This window comes from Flavobacterium hercynium (genome assembly GCF_002217285.1).
Classification (GTDB): domain Bacteria; phylum Bacteroidota; class Bacteroidia; order Flavobacteriales; family Flavobacteriaceae; genus Flavobacterium; species Flavobacterium hercynium.
On record NZ_MUGW01000025.1, the window covers coordinates 141477 to 158382 of the forward strand.

A 16906-nucleotide genomic window follows, 5' to 3' on the forward strand; every position below is an offset into this window, starting at 1 on the left:
TATGTATTAAACAATAAAAAAACAAAAAAGATGAGCGTTACTACTCATCTTTTTTGTTTTTAATTTATAGATTATTATCAGCTTCGCTACAGACATGATAAATATTTCGTAGATTTAATCCCCATTTCTAAGTAATTGTCAAGGTATTTGAACGATTAGTAGATATAACCGCTTCTTTTGCTGATTTTTTTAAATCATTGTATTGGCTTTCTCTGACGATAGTTGTATTATCAATAAGAGAACTCAATTTGTCATTTTTTTTATGATCACTCTTTATCTTTTCAAAATCTGTTAAATGACTATCTCCCACTACATAACCTGTATTCAAAGTAGCAAGTAGAGGTTTTCCATTCTGAAAATCTTCATTATTATCAGACATTCCTTTAAGTTGTGTTATAGTACGTGCAATACTAGCTACCGCATGCATTCTACTTAATACGCTTGCCTCACCACCATATTTAAGATTTGCAATATTTTTAATCAGTTGCTCACCCGGGTTTTTACTTTTTAAAGGATCATTAAATTCATCGCTCAATAAGTTACTGATTTCTGTAATCGAAACATCAAGTAATTCCTGTAAACCTTTTTCAATATTACTTGTTGTTTCACTTATCCAGCTATCTATGGTAGCCGGCGGTACTAAAGTACTATTAACATTATTTTCATCTGTAAGTGTAATTGATGGCGGCAAAACATGGACTCTTCCAAGTAATCCATCTGATTTTTTTAATTCAGTCCATTTATTTTGTATTGCTATTGATAATGAACCAAGTAAAGCCTCTGCATTTGCCACGCCCATCAATTCAAGTATTTGATAACCGGATTTATTAGGGTAACCTGAATTAACAGAGGCTTTTGGTATTGAGTGATTACCTAGTGCTGAAAGCGTTCTTAAGAAAACTGCGTTATCTCTCACTTGAGGATTTTCTATATGAGTTCTTTTATCTTTCGGTGCAATATTACTGCCAACACTTGCAGTACTTCCATATCCAATTATATAATCCTCTGCTCCCCAGCTTTTTTCATTCCCATTAGAAATACTTTCAGCAGTAGTCATAACATTTTTCAGTCCTCCATTTGTACGCATTTGGCGCTCTAATTCAGTTTTAAAATTACCAGGCGGAACAAAATCATTATGCTGAATAAGAGCAGCTGCCAGTTTACTTGGCTCTGAACTCATTGTCCAGCCTTTTCCAGGATTAGTGGAAAAAAAAACATCCTTCCTTACTACATTTATTTTGGGTTTACTATGAGATTCTCCTACAATTACAGAAGAGACCTTTTGCATCACAGTTTGTTGCGCTGGAGGTGTATCATTAAGTTTTTTCTTGAGCTGTACTTTATCTTTTGTAATTAACTCGCCAGCGCTTTGAGATTTTATTCCCATTAGATCTGCCTCATTTTCTAATCCTGTATCATCATTAACACTGACTTCTCCTTTCATTTGAACAGTAGGTTTTACTCGACCTTGTTTTTGCTGTACAACATGCCATGCTTCATGAGGAAGATATTTTTCCTGCCCGGTGGATAGATGAATATCTGTTCCCTGAGCATAGGCGTGTGCATGCAACTGAGCAGGTTTATCAGAATTGTAATGCACATTTACATCACTCATTGAGTAACCAGAGAGATTTTCAATACCGTTTTTTAAATTATCAGGTAAACCTGTCTTGTTTTCTTCTTTTTCAACTGGTTCAAACTTCCCTTGCAATGTTTCTTGTATATCTTTTTTTTGTTGAACTGTTTGAGAATTAAAATTATTAGCTATATCCTGAAGATTCTTGAGTTGCTTGACACGCGGACTATTGTTAATTGTTTCTTGTAATCTCCTTTGCGCAATATCTTCAGGTCTGTTGTTTACAAGCTCAAAAGAAGATGCTCCATTGCTTTGCTGCTTTGGTACACTGCTGGCAGCAGCTTTACTTTCATTCTCCAATGTTTTTTCTACGCGTGTATTCATTGTATAATGTTATCTTTAAATTAATTATATATGACAAAATCGCTAAAATTCTATTTATTTATGGATACTATATATTGAAAAAGCAATTAAAATAAATGCCAAATAGCTACTTAACAAAAAATCAAATTGATTTATAATTTATTAAGATACTAAAAGTATAAAATAGTATTCTAATTTTAACAAGTATATATACCTTTTTTTGTTTTAATAAAGGAGAGTCTATGAAAAATAAATATATTTGAGTTAAATTTCGATTTTCACCTTATTAGAAAGTATAAGAACCTATTAAAAACTATTTAGTGCAGTTTACAATTTTTAAGAAAATAATAAATCCATTAAAATATCTAATTCAAAAAAATCACACGAACGAACTAACGATTCATAATTCATAACTAAATCAAAAATATTTTGAAAAAACACCTTTTACTAACCGCCCTCCTGGCAAGTAGTTTTGCTGTTCAGTCTCAAACCAAAACAATCACTGTAACCAATTCTCTTGCTATCGACCGTGAATTCGAAACTATAGAACTTACCAAAAAATCTTTAGGATTACCTGCCACAGTAAAACTGGAGAACTATGCTGTTAAAGAAGCAAAAAATGATGTAGTACTAGAAACTCAGGCTGTCGACAATGATGGTGATGGCATTATGGACGTACTTTTGTTTCAACCAAAAATAAGTGCTTCTTCGCAAAAAGATTTCGAAATTGTATTAACTCCAAATACTGCAGTTTCTCAGGATATAAAATGCTATTCACGCTTTGTTCCGGAACGCACAGACGATTATGCATGGGAAAACAATAAAGTTGCTTTTAGAACTTATGGTCCTGTAGCACAAAAAATGGTTGAAGACAAAATTGAAGGCGGAACACTAACCAGCGGTATTGACGCCTGGCTAAAAAGAGTTGAATATCCGATCATTAATAAATGGTACGAAAAAATGACCTCAGGAAAAGGAACCTACCACAAAGATACTGGTGAAGGACTTGATAATTATGCTGTTGGAGATAGTCGCGGAATTGGTGGAATTGCCGTAAAAATCGATAACAAATATTATTTTTCTAAAAATTTCATAAGCTGGAAAACGATTACTTCGGGTCCTATCAGAACCAGTTTTGTTTTAACCTATGCCGATTGGGATGCTAATGGTAATAAAATAACCGAATCAAAACACATTAGCCTTGATTACGGAAGCTATCTTTCACGCTTTGAAATAGCCATTACAGGCGCAAAAACAATCTCTGCCGGGATAACACTTCATGATAAAAAAGGACAAACAGGAAACAATATCAAAGAAGGTTGGCTAAGCTATTGGGAACCTCTGGATGATTCTGAATTGGGTACCGGAATTGTTGCTTCAAAAGGAACAATGCCTACTTTTGATAACTATGTTACCGAACAAAAAGAACTTAGTAATTTATACGGAAACATTATTGTAAAAAACAATAAGGCGGTTTATTATGCCGGTTTTGGATGGAAAAAAGGAAGTCCGTTTCAGACCAAACAGGAATGGGAAGCTTATTTAAGTACTTTTGCCAGTAAAATCAATAATCCGCTTAGCGTGAAGATTAAAAAATGATTTTCTTTACCCTTTAAAATTCAAAATCAATAACTAAAAACAAAATAGAATAAGATGATCGTAGATTCATTACACAATGCTTCAAAATATTACAGCTTACATCCCAACTTCAAAAAAGCTTTTGATTACGTAAACCAAAATGACATTTCTCAGCTCGAAGACGGTGCCATTGAAATAGGTGAAGGTTTAAAACTTATTGCCATTTCAGGTCAAGGCTCGACTAAAGAAGAAAGTATTAAGGGGTTTGAATGTCATGATAAAAACATTGATATTCAAATTTCGATACAAGGACCTGAAACATTTGCATGGAAACCAAGAGAAAAATGCGTCAATCCAAACGGAACTTACAGCGACGAAAGAGACGTTCGTTTTTTTCATGACAAACCAGATACATTTTTTGAATTACAGGAAAAACAATTCGCTATTCTTTTCCCGGAAGACGTTCACTCTGCAATGATCGGTGAAGGAGCGCTTAGAAAAATTGTGATTAAAGTTGCGGTTTAATTTAATGATTGAAAGATTGAATAATTGAAAGATTCTAATGGGAAATTCTTAGTTCTTAGTTCTTTAAATTTTTCAATAATTAAATCTTTTAATTTAAAATAACAACGATCTAAGAAAGTCTAACGATCTAAAAATCTAAGAAGTCTAAAAAAGTCTAAGCAAGTCTAAAAAAAAATGAATTCAATATTTAACTTAGAAGGAAAAATTGCCTTAATTACTGGTGGTGCTGGTGTGTTGGGAAGCAGTTTTGCTCATGTTCTTGCCAAGCATGGCGTTGTTACCGGAATTGTTTCGCAATCAATAGATAAAGCAAATAAAATTGTTGCAGCAATAGAAAGCAATGGCGGAAAAGCTTTTGCAATACAGGCAAACGTATTAAAAAAAGAAGACCTTGAAAAAGCAAAATCTTTTATCATCGAAAAATACGGTCGGTTAGATATACTTATCAATGCTGCAGGAGGAAATATGCCGGGTGCAACGATTGCTCCTGATCAGGCTATTTATGATTTACAAGTAGAATCTTTGCAACAGGTAGTTGACCTTAATATTATTGGAACGATGTTACCTTCTCAGGTTTTCTCTGAACTATTCGCTCAGCAAAAAGAAGGTATTATCATTAACATCTCTTCAGCAACGGCAGAAAGACCTTTAACAAGAGTAGTTGGTTATTCTGCCTCTAAAGCAGCGATTGATAATTTCACAAAGTGGATGTCGGTTGAACTGGCTACAAAATATGGCGAAGGAATCAGAGTAAATGCAATTTCTCCGGGCTTCTTTATTGGAGAACAAAATAGGTCTTTATTACTTACTCCCGAAGGAAAACTAACACCACGAGGTGAAAAAATCATAGAATCTACTCCAATGAAAAGATTTGGAACTCCTGAAGACATCGAAGGTACATTACTATTTTTATGTAGCGACATGTCTAAGTTTGTTACCGGAACGATTATTAAAATCGATGGAGGGTTTTCTGCCTCAAGCATCTAATTAGCAACTTGAATTAATATACAAAAAAGAGCAGGAATTGTATGATTTCTCTTTATTATTCTCTTACTTTGTATGAACTCACAAAAAAAATTATATCATATGAAAAAATTTAGTTTACTGGCAATTACTTTATTACTTGCCTTTTCAGTTAATGCTCAAGACGTTAAATTTGCTCCGCTTGACGCTAGTCCGGTTGATATTGCATATTTCCCAAATAAAGCAGTAAAATTCAAAAAAACAGATAATCCTTCACCTTCTGTCAAAGTTATCTATGCAAGACCTTCTGTTAAGGGACGTGAGATTTTTGGAAAATTAATTCCGTTTGGTGAAGTATGGCGCGTTGGTGCTAACGAAAATACAGAAATCAAATTCTACAAACCTGTTACGATCAATGGTGTTGCTGTTGCAGCGGGAACGTACAGCTTATTTGCTATTCCTGAAAAAGATAAATGGACAATCATTATCAACAAAGAACTTGATTTATGGGGCGGATACGCTTACGATGAAAGTAAAGATGTTGTAAAAATCACGGTTCCGGTTAAACCTGTATCAGCAGTAATTGAAGCTTTGTCTATTGCTTTTACTTCTAAAGGTGATGTAACAAATTTGGTTATTGGATGGGACAAAACAACTGTTGAAGTACCGATCACTATTAAATAGATTTTTAGATTTTTAGATTCACAAAAAAAACTCCTTGCGGAGTTTTTTTTGTTTTTATGCGATTGGTTCTAAAATTTTATCTAAAGTAATGGGCAGATTTCTAACTCGTTTTCCTGTGGCATTAAAAACGGCGTTTGCGATTGCGGGTGCCATTCCTACTAAGGCCGTTTCACCAAGGCCTTTTGTTCCCATTGGATTACTGATAGGATCTTTTTTATTGACAAAAAATACTTCTTGTTTTTCTATATCTGCATTTACCGGTACATGATAATCGGCAAAATTATTATTTATCGGACGACCAAAACGGTGATCAATTTCTAATGATTCCATCAATCCCATTCCAATACCGCCAACGGCTCCTCCGTACATTTGTCCCGCAGACGTTTTTTGGTTAATTACGGTTCCAATATCGGCACAGGAAACGACATGCGCCAATCTGATTTTCCCCAAATTAGGATTTACCAACACTTTTACAAAATGTACAGAAAAAGAGTAAATAGAATATTTTTTGGCTTCTTCTGATCCTTTTGATTCATTCTCTACCGACAATTCATCTAATTGATTTGTGCCAAATAAAGCCTGAAGTGTTATTGTTTTTTTACTATCTTTTTTAGATGTAATCGTTCCGTTTGCAAAAGCAAGATCAGTAATAGGTACACCTTTAAAGGTTTTGTTTTCAGCAGCCAATCCCAAAGCTTTACTTACCAACAAATTACAAGCATCATGAACCGCAGATCCTACGGAAGATGTTGTGGCAGAACCTCCTTGTGTTGGTCCTTTCGGAAGTCCGCTTCTACCCATTTCAATAACTACATTTTCAGAAGGTATTCCGGTTATTTCGGCTCCAATTGCAGTCATCATCGTTGCTGTTCCGGGTCCCATATCGTTTACACTACATTGCAATACCAAAGAACCATCTGCTGAAAATTTTGCTTTTACCGCTGTAGCATTTCTAAAAGATCCAAAAGTTCCGGTTCCCATTCCGTATCCTACAAACCAATCTCCTTCTTTAACGGATCCAGGTTTATTTTTACGGTTTTTCCAGCCAATTCTTTCCATTCCGGCATCATAACATTCCAAAAGATATTTACTGCTCCATGGTTTGTTTAGTTCAGGATCTTTATCAGCGTGATTTTGTTTTCTAAAATCAATAGGATCTAAATTCAATTTATGCGCTAATTCATCTATAGCGCTTTCTAAAGCAAATGAACCTGTAGCTTCTCCCGGACCACGCATCCAGATAGGTGTACAAGTATCTGTTTCTACAATTTTGTAACGTGTAGAAACATTTGCACAATCGTACATAAAGCGTGACATGTTTACGGTAGCTTCTGTAAAATCTTCATAGTTGGAAGTTTGTGCCACCGCTTCGTGTGTTAAACCGGTAAGCTTTCCTTCCTTGGTAGCTCCTAAACCCATTTTTTGAATGGTATACGGACGTGATCCTACGTTGGTAAACATTTGCTCACGATGTAACACTAACTTTACAGGACGTCCAATCTTTTTGGATCCTATTAGCGCCGCAATTTCATAGGGCCAGGTATGCAATCCCATTCCGAATGCTCCACCCAGATATTCTGAGTGCACCTCAACATTTTCCGGTGCAATGCCAAAAACATTTCCAACACTTTTTCTAGTGCCTTCAACACCTTGACTTTTTGTGTATAAAATGGGTTTATTTCCTTCCCATTTAGCAATTATATTCGCTAATTCCATTGGATTATGAACTTCCGTCGGAATGATATATTCTTCTTCTAAAAAAACTTCAGCATTTTTATAACCATCTTCAATACCACGATTATAATCTTTGGCACGTTCTGGAGTTTTTCCTTTCTCCTTTACTTTCTGAAGTTCTGTAGTATGTTCTTCTTTAAGGTATTCTGCTTTAATTAGACTTGCTGCATATTGCATACGCTCAAAAGTATCAGCAATCACTAAAGCAATAGGCTGATCGTAATAACGAATTGTATCGTCTTTGAAGATTTGAAGCGGCTGTCCTAAATTACCACGCTCCTTTGGATGCTCGTAACCAGCGGGTTTATCTACATTTAGGTGCGTAATTACAGCTAATACTCCCGGAGCCCACTCTGCTTTTTTAGTATCTATTGATTTAATACGTCCTTTTGCAATGGTACTTCCAACCAAAAAAGCATACGCCACATTTGGCGTTTTATACTCTGCCGAATAAGTAGCGGTTCCTGTAACTTTGGCAAATCCGTCAACTCTGTTTATATTACTTGTCTTGCTCATAATTTTACTTATTTAGCGGCTGCTATCGTTAAGGCTTCTGTAATCGAGTTTGGTCCAAGAGTAAGTTTAAAATCATTATCACCGAAACTTCTGGCACCTTTCATGGCTAAAGTGGCTGCTTGTTTAAAAGTTGCTTCCGAAACTGTTTTGCCTTTTAGAAATTGTTCTGCTTCTAAAAGTCGCCACGGTTTATGCGCTACTCCGCCCATTGCTAGCCTTGCTTCACTTATAATATTGTTTTTGATGTCTAAACCTACCGCCACAGAAACTAATGCAAAAGCATAACTTGTTCTGTCACGTACTTTTAGATAATGAATGTTTTTAGTAAAATTATTATTCGGAATTTCAATTGAAGTGATGATTTCTTTGTTTTCCAGCGTATTATCTTTTTCAGGTGTATTTCCCGGAAGACGGTGAAAATCTGTAAACTTTATTTCTCTTTTCCCTTTTGGCCCTTCAACAAATACTTTTGCATCTAATGCCGCTAAAGCGATACACATATCACTAGGATGAACGGCAATACAACTATCTGAAGCTCCAAAAATGGCATGCATTCTGTTTGATCCTCCAATGGCTCCGCATCCGCTTTTAGGAACGCGTTTATTGCATGGCATATCAGTATTATAAAAATAAGAACAACGCGTACGCTGTAACATATTTCCTCCTACTGTAGCCATGTGCCTGATTTGTTGTGATGCTCCGGCTGCTAAAGCCAATGCCAATAATGGATATTTTTCTTTTATAACTTCATCTTCGGCAACCTGACTATTTTTAGCCAATGCGCCAATGGTTACTTTTCCGGTAAGAAATTCAATTTTCTTTAAATCAATACCGTTGATATCAATTAACTTGTCTGGAGCGACAACATTTTTTTTCATTAAATCCACCAAATTGGTACCACCGGCAATAAACGCGGCTGAACTTTCTTTAGCAATACTGGAAACGGCTGAATTTGAGGATAAGGCTCTGATTATTTGAAAGTTTTTCATAGTGCTTTCCCTCCTTCCTTAACTTCTGTAATAGCATCTACGATATTATGATAAGCGCCGCATCTGCAAATGTTACCGCTCATATATTCTCTTATTTCTTCTCTGGAGTTGGCGTGACCTTCTTTTATACAGGCAATACCTGACATGATTTGTCCCGGCGTGCAATATCCACATTGAAAACCGTCATTTTTAATAAAAGCTTCCTGCATAGGATGTAGTTTCTTTCCTTTTGAAAGTCCTTCTATCGTAGTTACCTGTGCATTTTGCTGCATAGAAGCAAGTGATAAACATGACAAAATTCTAACACCATCTACATGTACAGTGCAAGCGCCGCATTGTCCGTGATCACAACCTTTTTTAGTACCGGTAAGGAATAATTGTTCTCTGAGTAAATCGAGCAATGTAGTTCGGGGCTCAACATTTAAGTTATGTTTCGTACCGTTTACTTCTATAGAAAGCGGAACCGTTTCAAGGTATTCTGCAATCTTCTCATCCCATTTATTTTCAGAAGCAAGCACAAAAGAAGGCGGTGCTAATGCAAATGCTGTTAAAAGGCTTGATTTCTTAATAAAGTCCCGACGTGACGAATTTGACTCCTCTTCGACTACTTTGCTCTTAATTGTTCTTTTTGCAGCCATGCATATTATCTTTAAATTTTGGAAAAAGTACATCTTACTCTCAACAAATTTAAGGAAGCTACGCGACAAAAAGTTATAAAATTCACATATTTTGTCTTTACAAAACTTAATTTCCTTCTTAAAAACACAGTTTAATTTACAAATTGTACTTTTACTTTATCAATTACTTAATCATGTCACACCAAGATCACATCTATTTAGACAATAATGCCACAACGCCACTTGACAAAAGAGTTCTTGACGCAATGCTTCCTTATCTGACTGATTCGTATGCCAATGCCGGAAGCAGTCATCTTGCGGGATTAACTGTAAATGAAAGTATTCAAGAGGCTGCCTGGCAAACTGCTAACTTAATTGGGGCAAACGAAGATGAAATTATTTTTACATCGGGAGCTACAGAAGCGATAAATTTAGCAATTAAAGGTTTGTCTGATTCTCCGAAAAAACACATTGTAACAATTGCCACAGAGCACAAAGCTGTATTAGAAACATGTCGCTATATGGAGACTATTGGCTTTGCCGTTAGTTATTTATCTGTTAGCTCTGAAGGACTTTTAGACCTTAATCTTTTAGAAGAAACAATTACTGATAACACACTGATTGTCATTGCAATGTTTTCTAATAATGAAATTGGTGTCATACAAGATATTGCCGCTATTTCACAAATGGCAAACAACAAAAATGCGCTGTTTATGTGTGATGCAACTCAAGCTGTTGGAAAAATTGCTATTGACGTAAAAAAACTCAGAATTGATCTTTTACCGATTTCTGCACATAAATTTTATGGTCCAAAAGGAATTGGTGCTTTGTATGTTTCTGCAAAAGCAAAAATAAAACTGCAGCCTCAAATACATGGGGGTGGGCAACAACGCAAATTGAGAAGCGGAACACTAAATGTACCCGCAATTATTGGTTTAGGTAAAGCATGTGAAATTGCTTTAAATGAACTGAAAAAAGACGAAGAAAGAATCAAAAAACTAAGAGATCATCTCGAAAAAAGTTTACTAAAAATTGAAGGTTCGTTTGTAAATGGAAATACTTTAAACAGAATTTATAACACCTCAAACATTTGCTTCCCAGGCGTCAATTCGGAAAGACTTATTATTGCCTTAAAAAACATTTCAGTCTCCAGCGGATCTTCCTGCTCTGCTGCCACTTCTACACCTTCTCATGTTTTAAAAGCTTTAGGTTTGTCTGATGAAAATGCATTAAGTTCGATTCGGTTTAGCCTTGGACGCTTTACCACTTTAGCCGAAATTGAGGAAGCAATCGTGAGAGTTACTTCTTTAATTGAACAGTTATGAATTATGAGTTATGAGCTTTTAACTCTAGAACTAAGTACTAAGTACTAGGAACTAATTCACAATTGAGAATAGTCCTCTAACGTATCTATATCAATATTTCCTTTCTCGAACGGAACGGCGATTGTATCATCTAAAAATCTGTTGATGACTTTTTTAGCGCCTTCCTGACCTATTAATTCAAATAATTCTTTAAAATATTTTTTCTGAAATAATACAGGTGTTCCTAAAGTATCCGCATACGATGAAGCAATTATACCTTTGGTGTTTTTTTGATATGTTTTTATAAGCTGACTAAAAATTGTACTTGTCACATACGGCTGATCGCAAACAGCAAAAATACAGGCGTCTGTTTCAGGAAATACGAGTAGCATTTCTTTTAAACCATGAACAATAGAAGATGCCATTCCCGACTCCCAATCAGGATTAGAACTACTTTTTACAGTTGTTTGCGTAATTTCGTTTTGTACAATTTCCCTATTTGCTCCTGTAACAACAAGTACTTGTACATTGGACACAAGGATAGCTTCGCGAATTGTATTTTGTAAAAGCGTTGTGTTTTTATACGGCAATATTTGTTTAGGACTTCCTAATCTCGAAGAACTTCCAGCAGCCAGAATAACAATACCAACGTTGCCTTTTGCTTTAATTGTCATACGAAACCGCATTATGTATTTTTCCTGCTTTATATTTTAATGAAGTTCCTTTTTTACCGCTGATTACTGCTTTAATTTCAGCAACGACTGATAATGCAATTTCTTCTGAAGTTTCAGCACCAATATCCAAACCAACTGGTCCGTAGATTTTATCAAGCTGCTCTTCGTCTAACGTTATTCCGATATTTTGTAAATCATCCAGCATGCGGTTGAGCTTTGTTTTGGGGCCTAATAATCCAATATACTTGCAGTTTGTTGCTATGAGTATTTTCAGCAGTTCTAAATCATACTTATAATTGTGCGTCATTAAAACAAAGTACGTCTGATCGTCGATATGAATTCCATCTAAAAACTGCTCTGGTTTTATGACTTTTACTGTTTTCGCTTCCGGAAATCTGGATTGTATCGCATGAGTAGCTCGCCCATCTCCTACTATAATTTGCCAACCCAAAATATTAGTCATTTTTACAAGAGGCTGTACATCATTACCTGCACCGGCAATAATAAGTGAAATTGGCGGACTAATGTATTCTAAAAGCGCTTCATTGTCATTGGTATCTAAAAGCTTTTTTATTAGAGTGGTTTTCGCATTCAAAACTTCAGCTGCATTTGGTAAAAGTGCAGAAGCTACTTCGTGCGTAAATAATACTTCTGAACCTTCTCTGTAAAACAACGTGGTTCCAATTTGAATGGCTTTTCTTTGTAATGAAAAAACAGTAAGTATTACAGCGTCTTTTCGATCTGTTTCTAATTGCTGTAAAAGCTGAATGGGATTATTGATTTGCGTATCATCAATATATTCAAAGAGAATATGAACAATACCGTTACATCCTAGTTGCAAACCTACTTCTGAGTCGTCTTCGTTTGTAGTATTGTAGGTAATAAGTTTGTTTTGTTGCTGATCTATAGAAAGAAGCGCTTTTCGTAACGCATCGCCTTCTAAACAGCCTCCGCTAATGGCTCCTGTAAGCAATCCGTCTTCAGTAACAAGCATTCGTGCACCAGGCTGTCTGTATGACGAACCTTCTACCTTTACAACTGTTGCCAAAGCCGATTTTTTACCTGACTTCTTTGCTAGTGTATACGCCTTTAAAATTTCACTTATTTCTTTCATAGTAGATATTCTCTAACAAAAATAGATAATTATAATTTGAAGAAAGGTGCAATCAGATAAAGTATTAACTCAAAAGTATTTCTTCTATTATAGTTAAATAGCAATCAATCCCATAACCAACGCAGTTTTTACTGCTTCAGTTGTATTAGCTACTTTCATTTTCTCAATGATATTTTGTCTGTGTCGGCGAACTGTGTATACTGAAATATTCAACTCGTTAGCAATTTGCAGGCTGCTACTTCCTTTGGCTACCAAGCTAAGTGTTTGTAATTCTCTTTTAGAAAGTAATGCTTTTTCAAACTGTTTGTATTTTTCAGCTGCAATGATTTCTCCCGTCTGAATGTTTACTATTTTTCCATCAATTCCCAAACGAGGCTGTACATCAATCGAAGGTGCATACAAGCAAAGTGCAAGCCAAACACTGCCATTACTTAATGTTTTGAGATAAATGGTACGATGATTAATATAACTGCAATGCTCTGATATATTTTGTGTTCGAATTCGGCTAAAAGTGCTGTACTTTTGAGAATCCTCGTATGGTACGGTTTTTAAAAACTGAAAATAATTGAGTTCTAAAATGTGTCTTTCTATAACATCTTCAGGATGAATTTTACTAAAGATGCATTCTTCAAAAGCGGAATCGATAACAGAATTTTCTTCAGGTAAACCAAATACATTCCCAAAATTACCCGCATATATATAACTGCAATCTGCCTGAAAATCTGATAATACTGCTACACACTGATCGATACTTACATATCCTGACACCAACTTTTTGTATGTCTCAATATCATTTGCTTCACTAATCGAAAATGTTTGCTCTAATAAAGTGGATGTTAATTGATTTTCAATCGATGCATTTGACATGTCCGGGCTTATAAATTGGTTAATTTTACGTATTGTGCCTTTTAGCAGGCAATGGTATTTTTGACAAACTAAAATAGAATTTTTCTACTTCTAAAAAAAACATTTTATGAAATCAAACTTTTACAGCATCTGCACTCTTCTTGGATTATTTATTTTGACAAGCTGCGGAAATAACAACACTAAACCAACATCTGAAACTCAATCTAAAATTAGTATTGATTCCGGATTTGTAAATGGTTCTCCGTGTGATATCAACCTTGCCAACATTCATTTTACAAAATCAATTAATGGTGCTGATACACTTGCAAAAATTAATTCGAATGAAAAAATAACATTTCGTGCAGGTGAAAAGTCGGATTATTTTTCTGATCCTGATGGAAAACTTTCTAATAATACAGCTCCTATTTTACTTTCAAAAATTGACAATACTAAACCCTTTACGTTAACGGCTAAAGTGACACCTGAATTTACCGAAAAAGGATTGTACAATGCTGGCGTTTTATACTTATATGTTCATGATAATTTTTATCAGAAATTCTGTTTCGAACAGGACGAACGAGGCAATCATCGTGTTGTAACGGTTCGAACAATGGGTACCTCTGACGATAATAATCATGATGTAGTAACAAGTCCTGCCATTTACATGAAGATCTCATCTGACACTAAAACTGTAGCGAGTTATTATTCGCTGAACAACAAAAACTGGCAAATGGTACGTTTATATAAAAACAATTATCCTAGTGAATTCTGGGCTGGAATTAGCACCCAATGTCCTGTAGATAAAGGAACACAAAGTATTTTTGAAGAAATCAGTCTGCAACAAAAAAGCGTAAAAGATTTTCGTTTAGGAATTTAAGAAAATTGTGAGTTGTGAGTTGTGAGTTGTGAGTTGTGAGCTGTAAATTGTGAATTGAGAATTTTACGCTGAGAAAAAACTAATCACGCATAATTCATAACTTAAAAATTTATAAATCACGTGCAACTCACAATTCACAACTCACAACTCACAACTCACAATTTATAACTCTTTCAAGGTAAGTGTATAATTTAAATCTGATTTGTTTTTTTCTCTTTTGCGGTCTAGAGAATATAGTTTGTTGGGAGCTCCTGCATTATAGCCAAAGTAGAGTTGTTTTTCTTCAGGGAGATTCCAATTCAGTATATAAATTGTTCCGTTTGGATCTTGTTCAAGTCCTCTTTCCAGATTAAAATTTCCTTTCTGAAAAAATTTTTTTTCCGGTGATTTTCCTTTGTAAACAGTAGTTAATTCAAACTTGTGACTTTCCATAGTACCGTCTCCATGATATATTTTCAGGATTGTTTGTATTCCGGCGCAATCAGCGCAAGGCAACACACCTTCGTATGTAGAGGTTTCTTCTAAACTTTTGGTGTCTGCAATAATAGAACTTTGCATATCGGACAAGGGAGCAGCATACATAACTCTTTCGCTTCTTCTTGAATTACAAGAAAAAACGAAGCTTGAAATTAATAGTATTAAAAATATTTTCTTCATGTAATTATATTTTTAAATATTGGATCACAAAGAATACACTAATTTTCAATTCTTCGAATTTGTACTCTTTATATTACGTTGCTTTTGAGCTATCAAAAATCAACCCATTTTTGAAAAATTATTTTAAAAACCTTATTATCTAACTTTTATATGATTAAAATTTAATAAGACAACATGATTTTATATAACTAAGTTTTGTATTTTAGTTGATCAAAATAAATTATACATAACCTTAAACCAAAAGAAAATTATGGGAAAATTTGTAATTACTAAAAGAGCCAACGGGGAATTTCAATTCAATTTAAAAGCCGGAAATGGTCAGACGATCTTAGCTAGTGAGGGCTATACAACAAAAGCAGCTTGTACAAACGGAATTGAATCAGTGAAAAAAAATTCGCAGGTTGACGAAAGATTTGACAAAAAAGAAGCTAAAAACGGGAAACCATATTTCAACCTAAAAGCGACAAACGGTCAAATTATTGGAACAAGCGAAATGTATGAAAGTACCGCTTCAAGAGACAACGGAATTGCATCAGTAAAATCGAATGCACCGGAAGCAACTGTAGACGATCAGACAGCTTAAAAATATATAAAAATAAAAACGAGGCTTACCACCTCGTTTTTGTTGCTCTTCTAAAATTGACCAAACCTCTTTTTATAGCGTTCCAATTCTTGCTCAGTTTGGTATAGTAATTTTTCTAAAAGCGAAATTTTATCTTCGTATAACTTTTTTAAAGCTTCGCTGTTATCCGAATTAATTAAGATACTTCCATTATTATTTCCTTTTACTCTATTAAAGTTATTAAAGTAGCGCTGACTATCAAAACTAATAATATCTTCAACACTTATCTCCAGTATACGGGCAATCTCGACCAATTTTTCGAATGATAATATCGTTTTACCTTTTTCAATTTTACTATAACCTGCCTGCGTAACTCCTAATTGATCTGCCATGTATTCCTGAGTATAATTTTTTAACTCTCTAATGCTTTTAATTTTGTTTTTTATTGAAGCTGCCATAAGATTATTTGGGTGGTATTGTATAACCCAACAGCCAAATAGAAGTATTTGGGGGTAGCTGTTGTAATTATACCTTTTAATGCGTAAATGCGACTACAATTGTAATTTGATACTGCAGTTTTTTTATTCTTTTCTTGTAGTAATAAAGAAACCATATACAATAGCAACGACAATAAAAGCCAATTCGTATTTTGGTATATCTAATAGTAACATTTTTATTTTTAGTGTATTAGGTTTTGCTCCTGCAATATATGATCGAATTGTATGTTTAAATACTGATCGATTTGTTTTCCTATTGCCGGTCTGTCTGAAGGATTTATTTTTACTCTGGTCTGGTTTTTATAAATATCCCGGACAATTACATAATATTCGAAATCAATACTATTATGAAACCGCAATATGATAAGAATGGTGTAAGCTAATAAAGTTGGAATAATGTAATACAACTCTGCTACATCTGAAAAAACCATAAAATAATACGCTAATGCAGTAATGGCTGCAAAAGCACCATTTTCAAGAAGGTAAGACTTCTTTTTTTTAAGTAAACCAAGCTCCACAATTTCATTAAAATTGTACTGCCATCGTTTTGATCCATAATGAAATTGAACCTGATCGTGAGTAAGAGTAAAGAACATAGTAATTAATCGTTTAAAGGCACATAAAATTGTTGTAATAAAAACTTACAAAGCATCCCTTAAATTGCATTTCTAACTTTAGCATTAAGAAAGAAAATCCAATGTAACGTAACACTCTGCTTCGCAATATTACGCATTATCCTATTTTTTTTTCTTAAGAACTTCCTTATAGAATATAACTGAAAGTTGTAATTAAATCTCGCTTATCAATTTTTACTTATCGTTTGATTCTGT

At 34.5% G+C, this 16906-nt stretch carries 17 protein-coding genes; 7 read left to right on the forward strand and 10 right to left on the reverse strand.

The window, feature by feature from the left end:
- Positions 1-127 precede the first annotated feature (127 nt).
- Positions 128-1960 (reverse strand): eCIS core domain-containing protein, encoded by a 1833-nt coding sequence (locus B0A66_RS12820; protein ID WP_089050238.1) that lies wholly within the window; start codon positions 1958-1960, stop codon positions 128-130.
- Between the two features lie 408 nt (positions 1961-2368).
- On the opposite strand from B0A66_RS12820, the gene B0A66_RS12825 reads away from it, so the two are divergent.
- The 4 genes from B0A66_RS12825 (at position 2369) to B0A66_RS12840 (ending at position 5689) form a co-directional block, all read left to right on the forward strand.
- The gene (locus tag B0A66_RS12825; protein WP_089050239.1) at positions 2369-3538 is read left to right on the forward strand and encodes a DUF4861 family protein; all 1170 of its coding nucleotides are present in this window, start codon (positions 2369-2371) and stop codon (positions 3536-3538) included.
- 54 nt (positions 3539-3592) lie between these two features.
- Positions 3593-4042 (forward strand): YhcH/YjgK/YiaL family protein, encoded by a 450-nt coding sequence (locus B0A66_RS12830; protein ID WP_089050240.1) that lies wholly within the window; start codon positions 3593-3595, stop codon positions 4040-4042.
- Positions 4043-4216: 174 nt separating this feature from the next.
- A complete protein-coding gene (locus tag B0A66_RS12835; RefSeq protein WP_089050241.1) occupies positions 4217-5029 on the forward strand; it encodes an SDR family oxidoreductase in 813 nt (270 codons plus the stop codon).
- Positions 5030-5128: 99 nt separating this feature from the next.
- Complete coding sequence (locus B0A66_RS12840) at positions 5129-5689, forward strand: DUF2911 domain-containing protein (RefSeq protein ID WP_089050242.1); 561 nt, start codon at positions 5129-5131, stop codon at positions 5687-5689.
- A gap of 54 nt (positions 5690-5743) precedes the next feature.
- On the opposite strand, the gene B0A66_RS12845 is transcribed toward B0A66_RS12840, so the two are convergent.
- The 3 genes from B0A66_RS12845 to B0A66_RS12855 are packed head-to-tail and all read right to left on the reverse strand — an operon-like array spanning position 5744 to position 9566.
- Positions 5744-7939 carry a xanthine dehydrogenase family protein molybdopterin-binding subunit gene (locus B0A66_RS12845; RefSeq protein ID WP_089050243.1) on the reverse strand — a complete coding sequence of 732 codons (2196 nt, stop codon included), beginning with the start codon at positions 7937-7939 and terminating at the stop codon, positions 5744-5746.
- Positions 7940-7947: 8 nt separating this feature from the next.
- On the reverse strand, positions 7948-8928 hold the full coding sequence (locus B0A66_RS12850) for an FAD binding domain-containing protein (RefSeq protein WP_089050244.1): 981 nt from the start codon (positions 8926-8928) through the stop codon (positions 7948-7950).
- A complete protein-coding gene (locus tag B0A66_RS12855) occupies positions 8925-9566 on the reverse strand; it encodes a 2Fe-2S iron-sulfur cluster-binding protein (RefSeq protein ID WP_089050245.1) in 642 nt (213 codons plus the stop codon). Before B0A66_RS12855 ends, B0A66_RS12850 begins: the two co-directional genes overlap by 4 nt.
- A gap of 173 nt (positions 9567-9739) precedes the next feature.
- On the opposite strand from B0A66_RS12855, the gene B0A66_RS12860 reads away from it, so the two are divergent.
- The gene (locus B0A66_RS12860) at positions 9740-10870 is read left to right on the forward strand and encodes a cysteine desulfurase family protein (protein ID WP_089050246.1); all 1131 of its coding nucleotides are present in this window, start codon (positions 9740-9742) and stop codon (positions 10868-10870) included.
- A 56-nt stretch (positions 10871-10926) separates the two neighbouring features.
- On the opposite strand, the gene B0A66_RS12865 is transcribed toward B0A66_RS12860, so the two are convergent.
- The 3 genes from B0A66_RS12865 to B0A66_RS12875 form a co-directional block, all read right to left on the reverse strand.
- Positions 10927-11523: a nucleotidyltransferase family protein gene (locus B0A66_RS12865; protein WP_244283469.1), complete on the reverse strand. Its 597-nt coding sequence runs from the start codon at positions 11521-11523 to the stop codon at positions 10927-10929.
- Positions 11513-12637 carry an XdhC family protein gene (locus tag B0A66_RS12870; protein WP_089050248.1) on the reverse strand — a complete coding sequence of 375 codons (1125 nt, stop codon included), beginning with the start codon at positions 12635-12637 and terminating at the stop codon, positions 11513-11515. The genes B0A66_RS12865 and B0A66_RS12870 overlap by 11 nt, the downstream gene beginning before the upstream one ends.
- Positions 12638-12730: 93 nt before the next feature.
- Positions 12731-13504, reverse strand: coding sequence for a response regulator transcription factor (locus B0A66_RS12875; protein ID WP_089050249.1), 774 nt, complete (start codon positions 13502-13504; stop codon positions 12731-12733).
- A 106-nt stretch (positions 13505-13610) separates the two neighbouring features.
- Between B0A66_RS12875 and B0A66_RS12880 the strand changes: the two genes are divergently transcribed.
- A complete protein-coding gene (locus B0A66_RS12880) occupies positions 13611-14360 on the forward strand; it encodes a DUF1349 domain-containing protein (protein ID WP_089050250.1) in 750 nt (249 codons plus the stop codon).
- 162 nt (positions 14361-14522) lie between these two features.
- Here B0A66_RS12880 and B0A66_RS12885 read toward each other — a convergent pair whose 3' ends face one another.
- Complete coding sequence (locus tag B0A66_RS12885; protein ID WP_089050251.1) at positions 14523-15017, reverse strand: copper resistance protein NlpE; 495 nt, start codon at positions 15015-15017, stop codon at positions 14523-14525.
- Positions 15018-15267: 250 nt separating this feature from the next.
- On the opposite strand from B0A66_RS12885, the gene B0A66_RS12890 reads away from it, so the two are divergent.
- Positions 15268-15600 carry a YegP family protein gene (locus B0A66_RS12890; protein ID WP_089050252.1) on the forward strand — a complete coding sequence of 111 codons (333 nt, stop codon included), beginning with the start codon at positions 15268-15270 and terminating at the stop codon, positions 15598-15600.
- Between the two features lie 50 nt (positions 15601-15650).
- Here the strand turns inward: B0A66_RS12890 and B0A66_RS12895 are convergent, their stop codons facing one another.
- Together B0A66_RS12895 and B0A66_RS12900 are read right to left on the reverse strand one after the other, a co-directional pair.
- Complete coding sequence (locus B0A66_RS12895; protein ID WP_089050253.1) at positions 15651-16037, reverse strand: helix-turn-helix transcriptional regulator; 387 nt, start codon at positions 16035-16037, stop codon at positions 15651-15653.
- Between the two features lie 221 nt (positions 16038-16258).
- Positions 16259-16672 carry a hypothetical protein gene (locus tag B0A66_RS12900; RefSeq protein WP_089050254.1) on the reverse strand — a complete coding sequence of 138 codons (414 nt, stop codon included), beginning with the start codon at positions 16670-16672 and terminating at the stop codon, positions 16259-16261.
- Between the last annotated feature and the right edge of the window lie 234 nt (positions 16673-16906).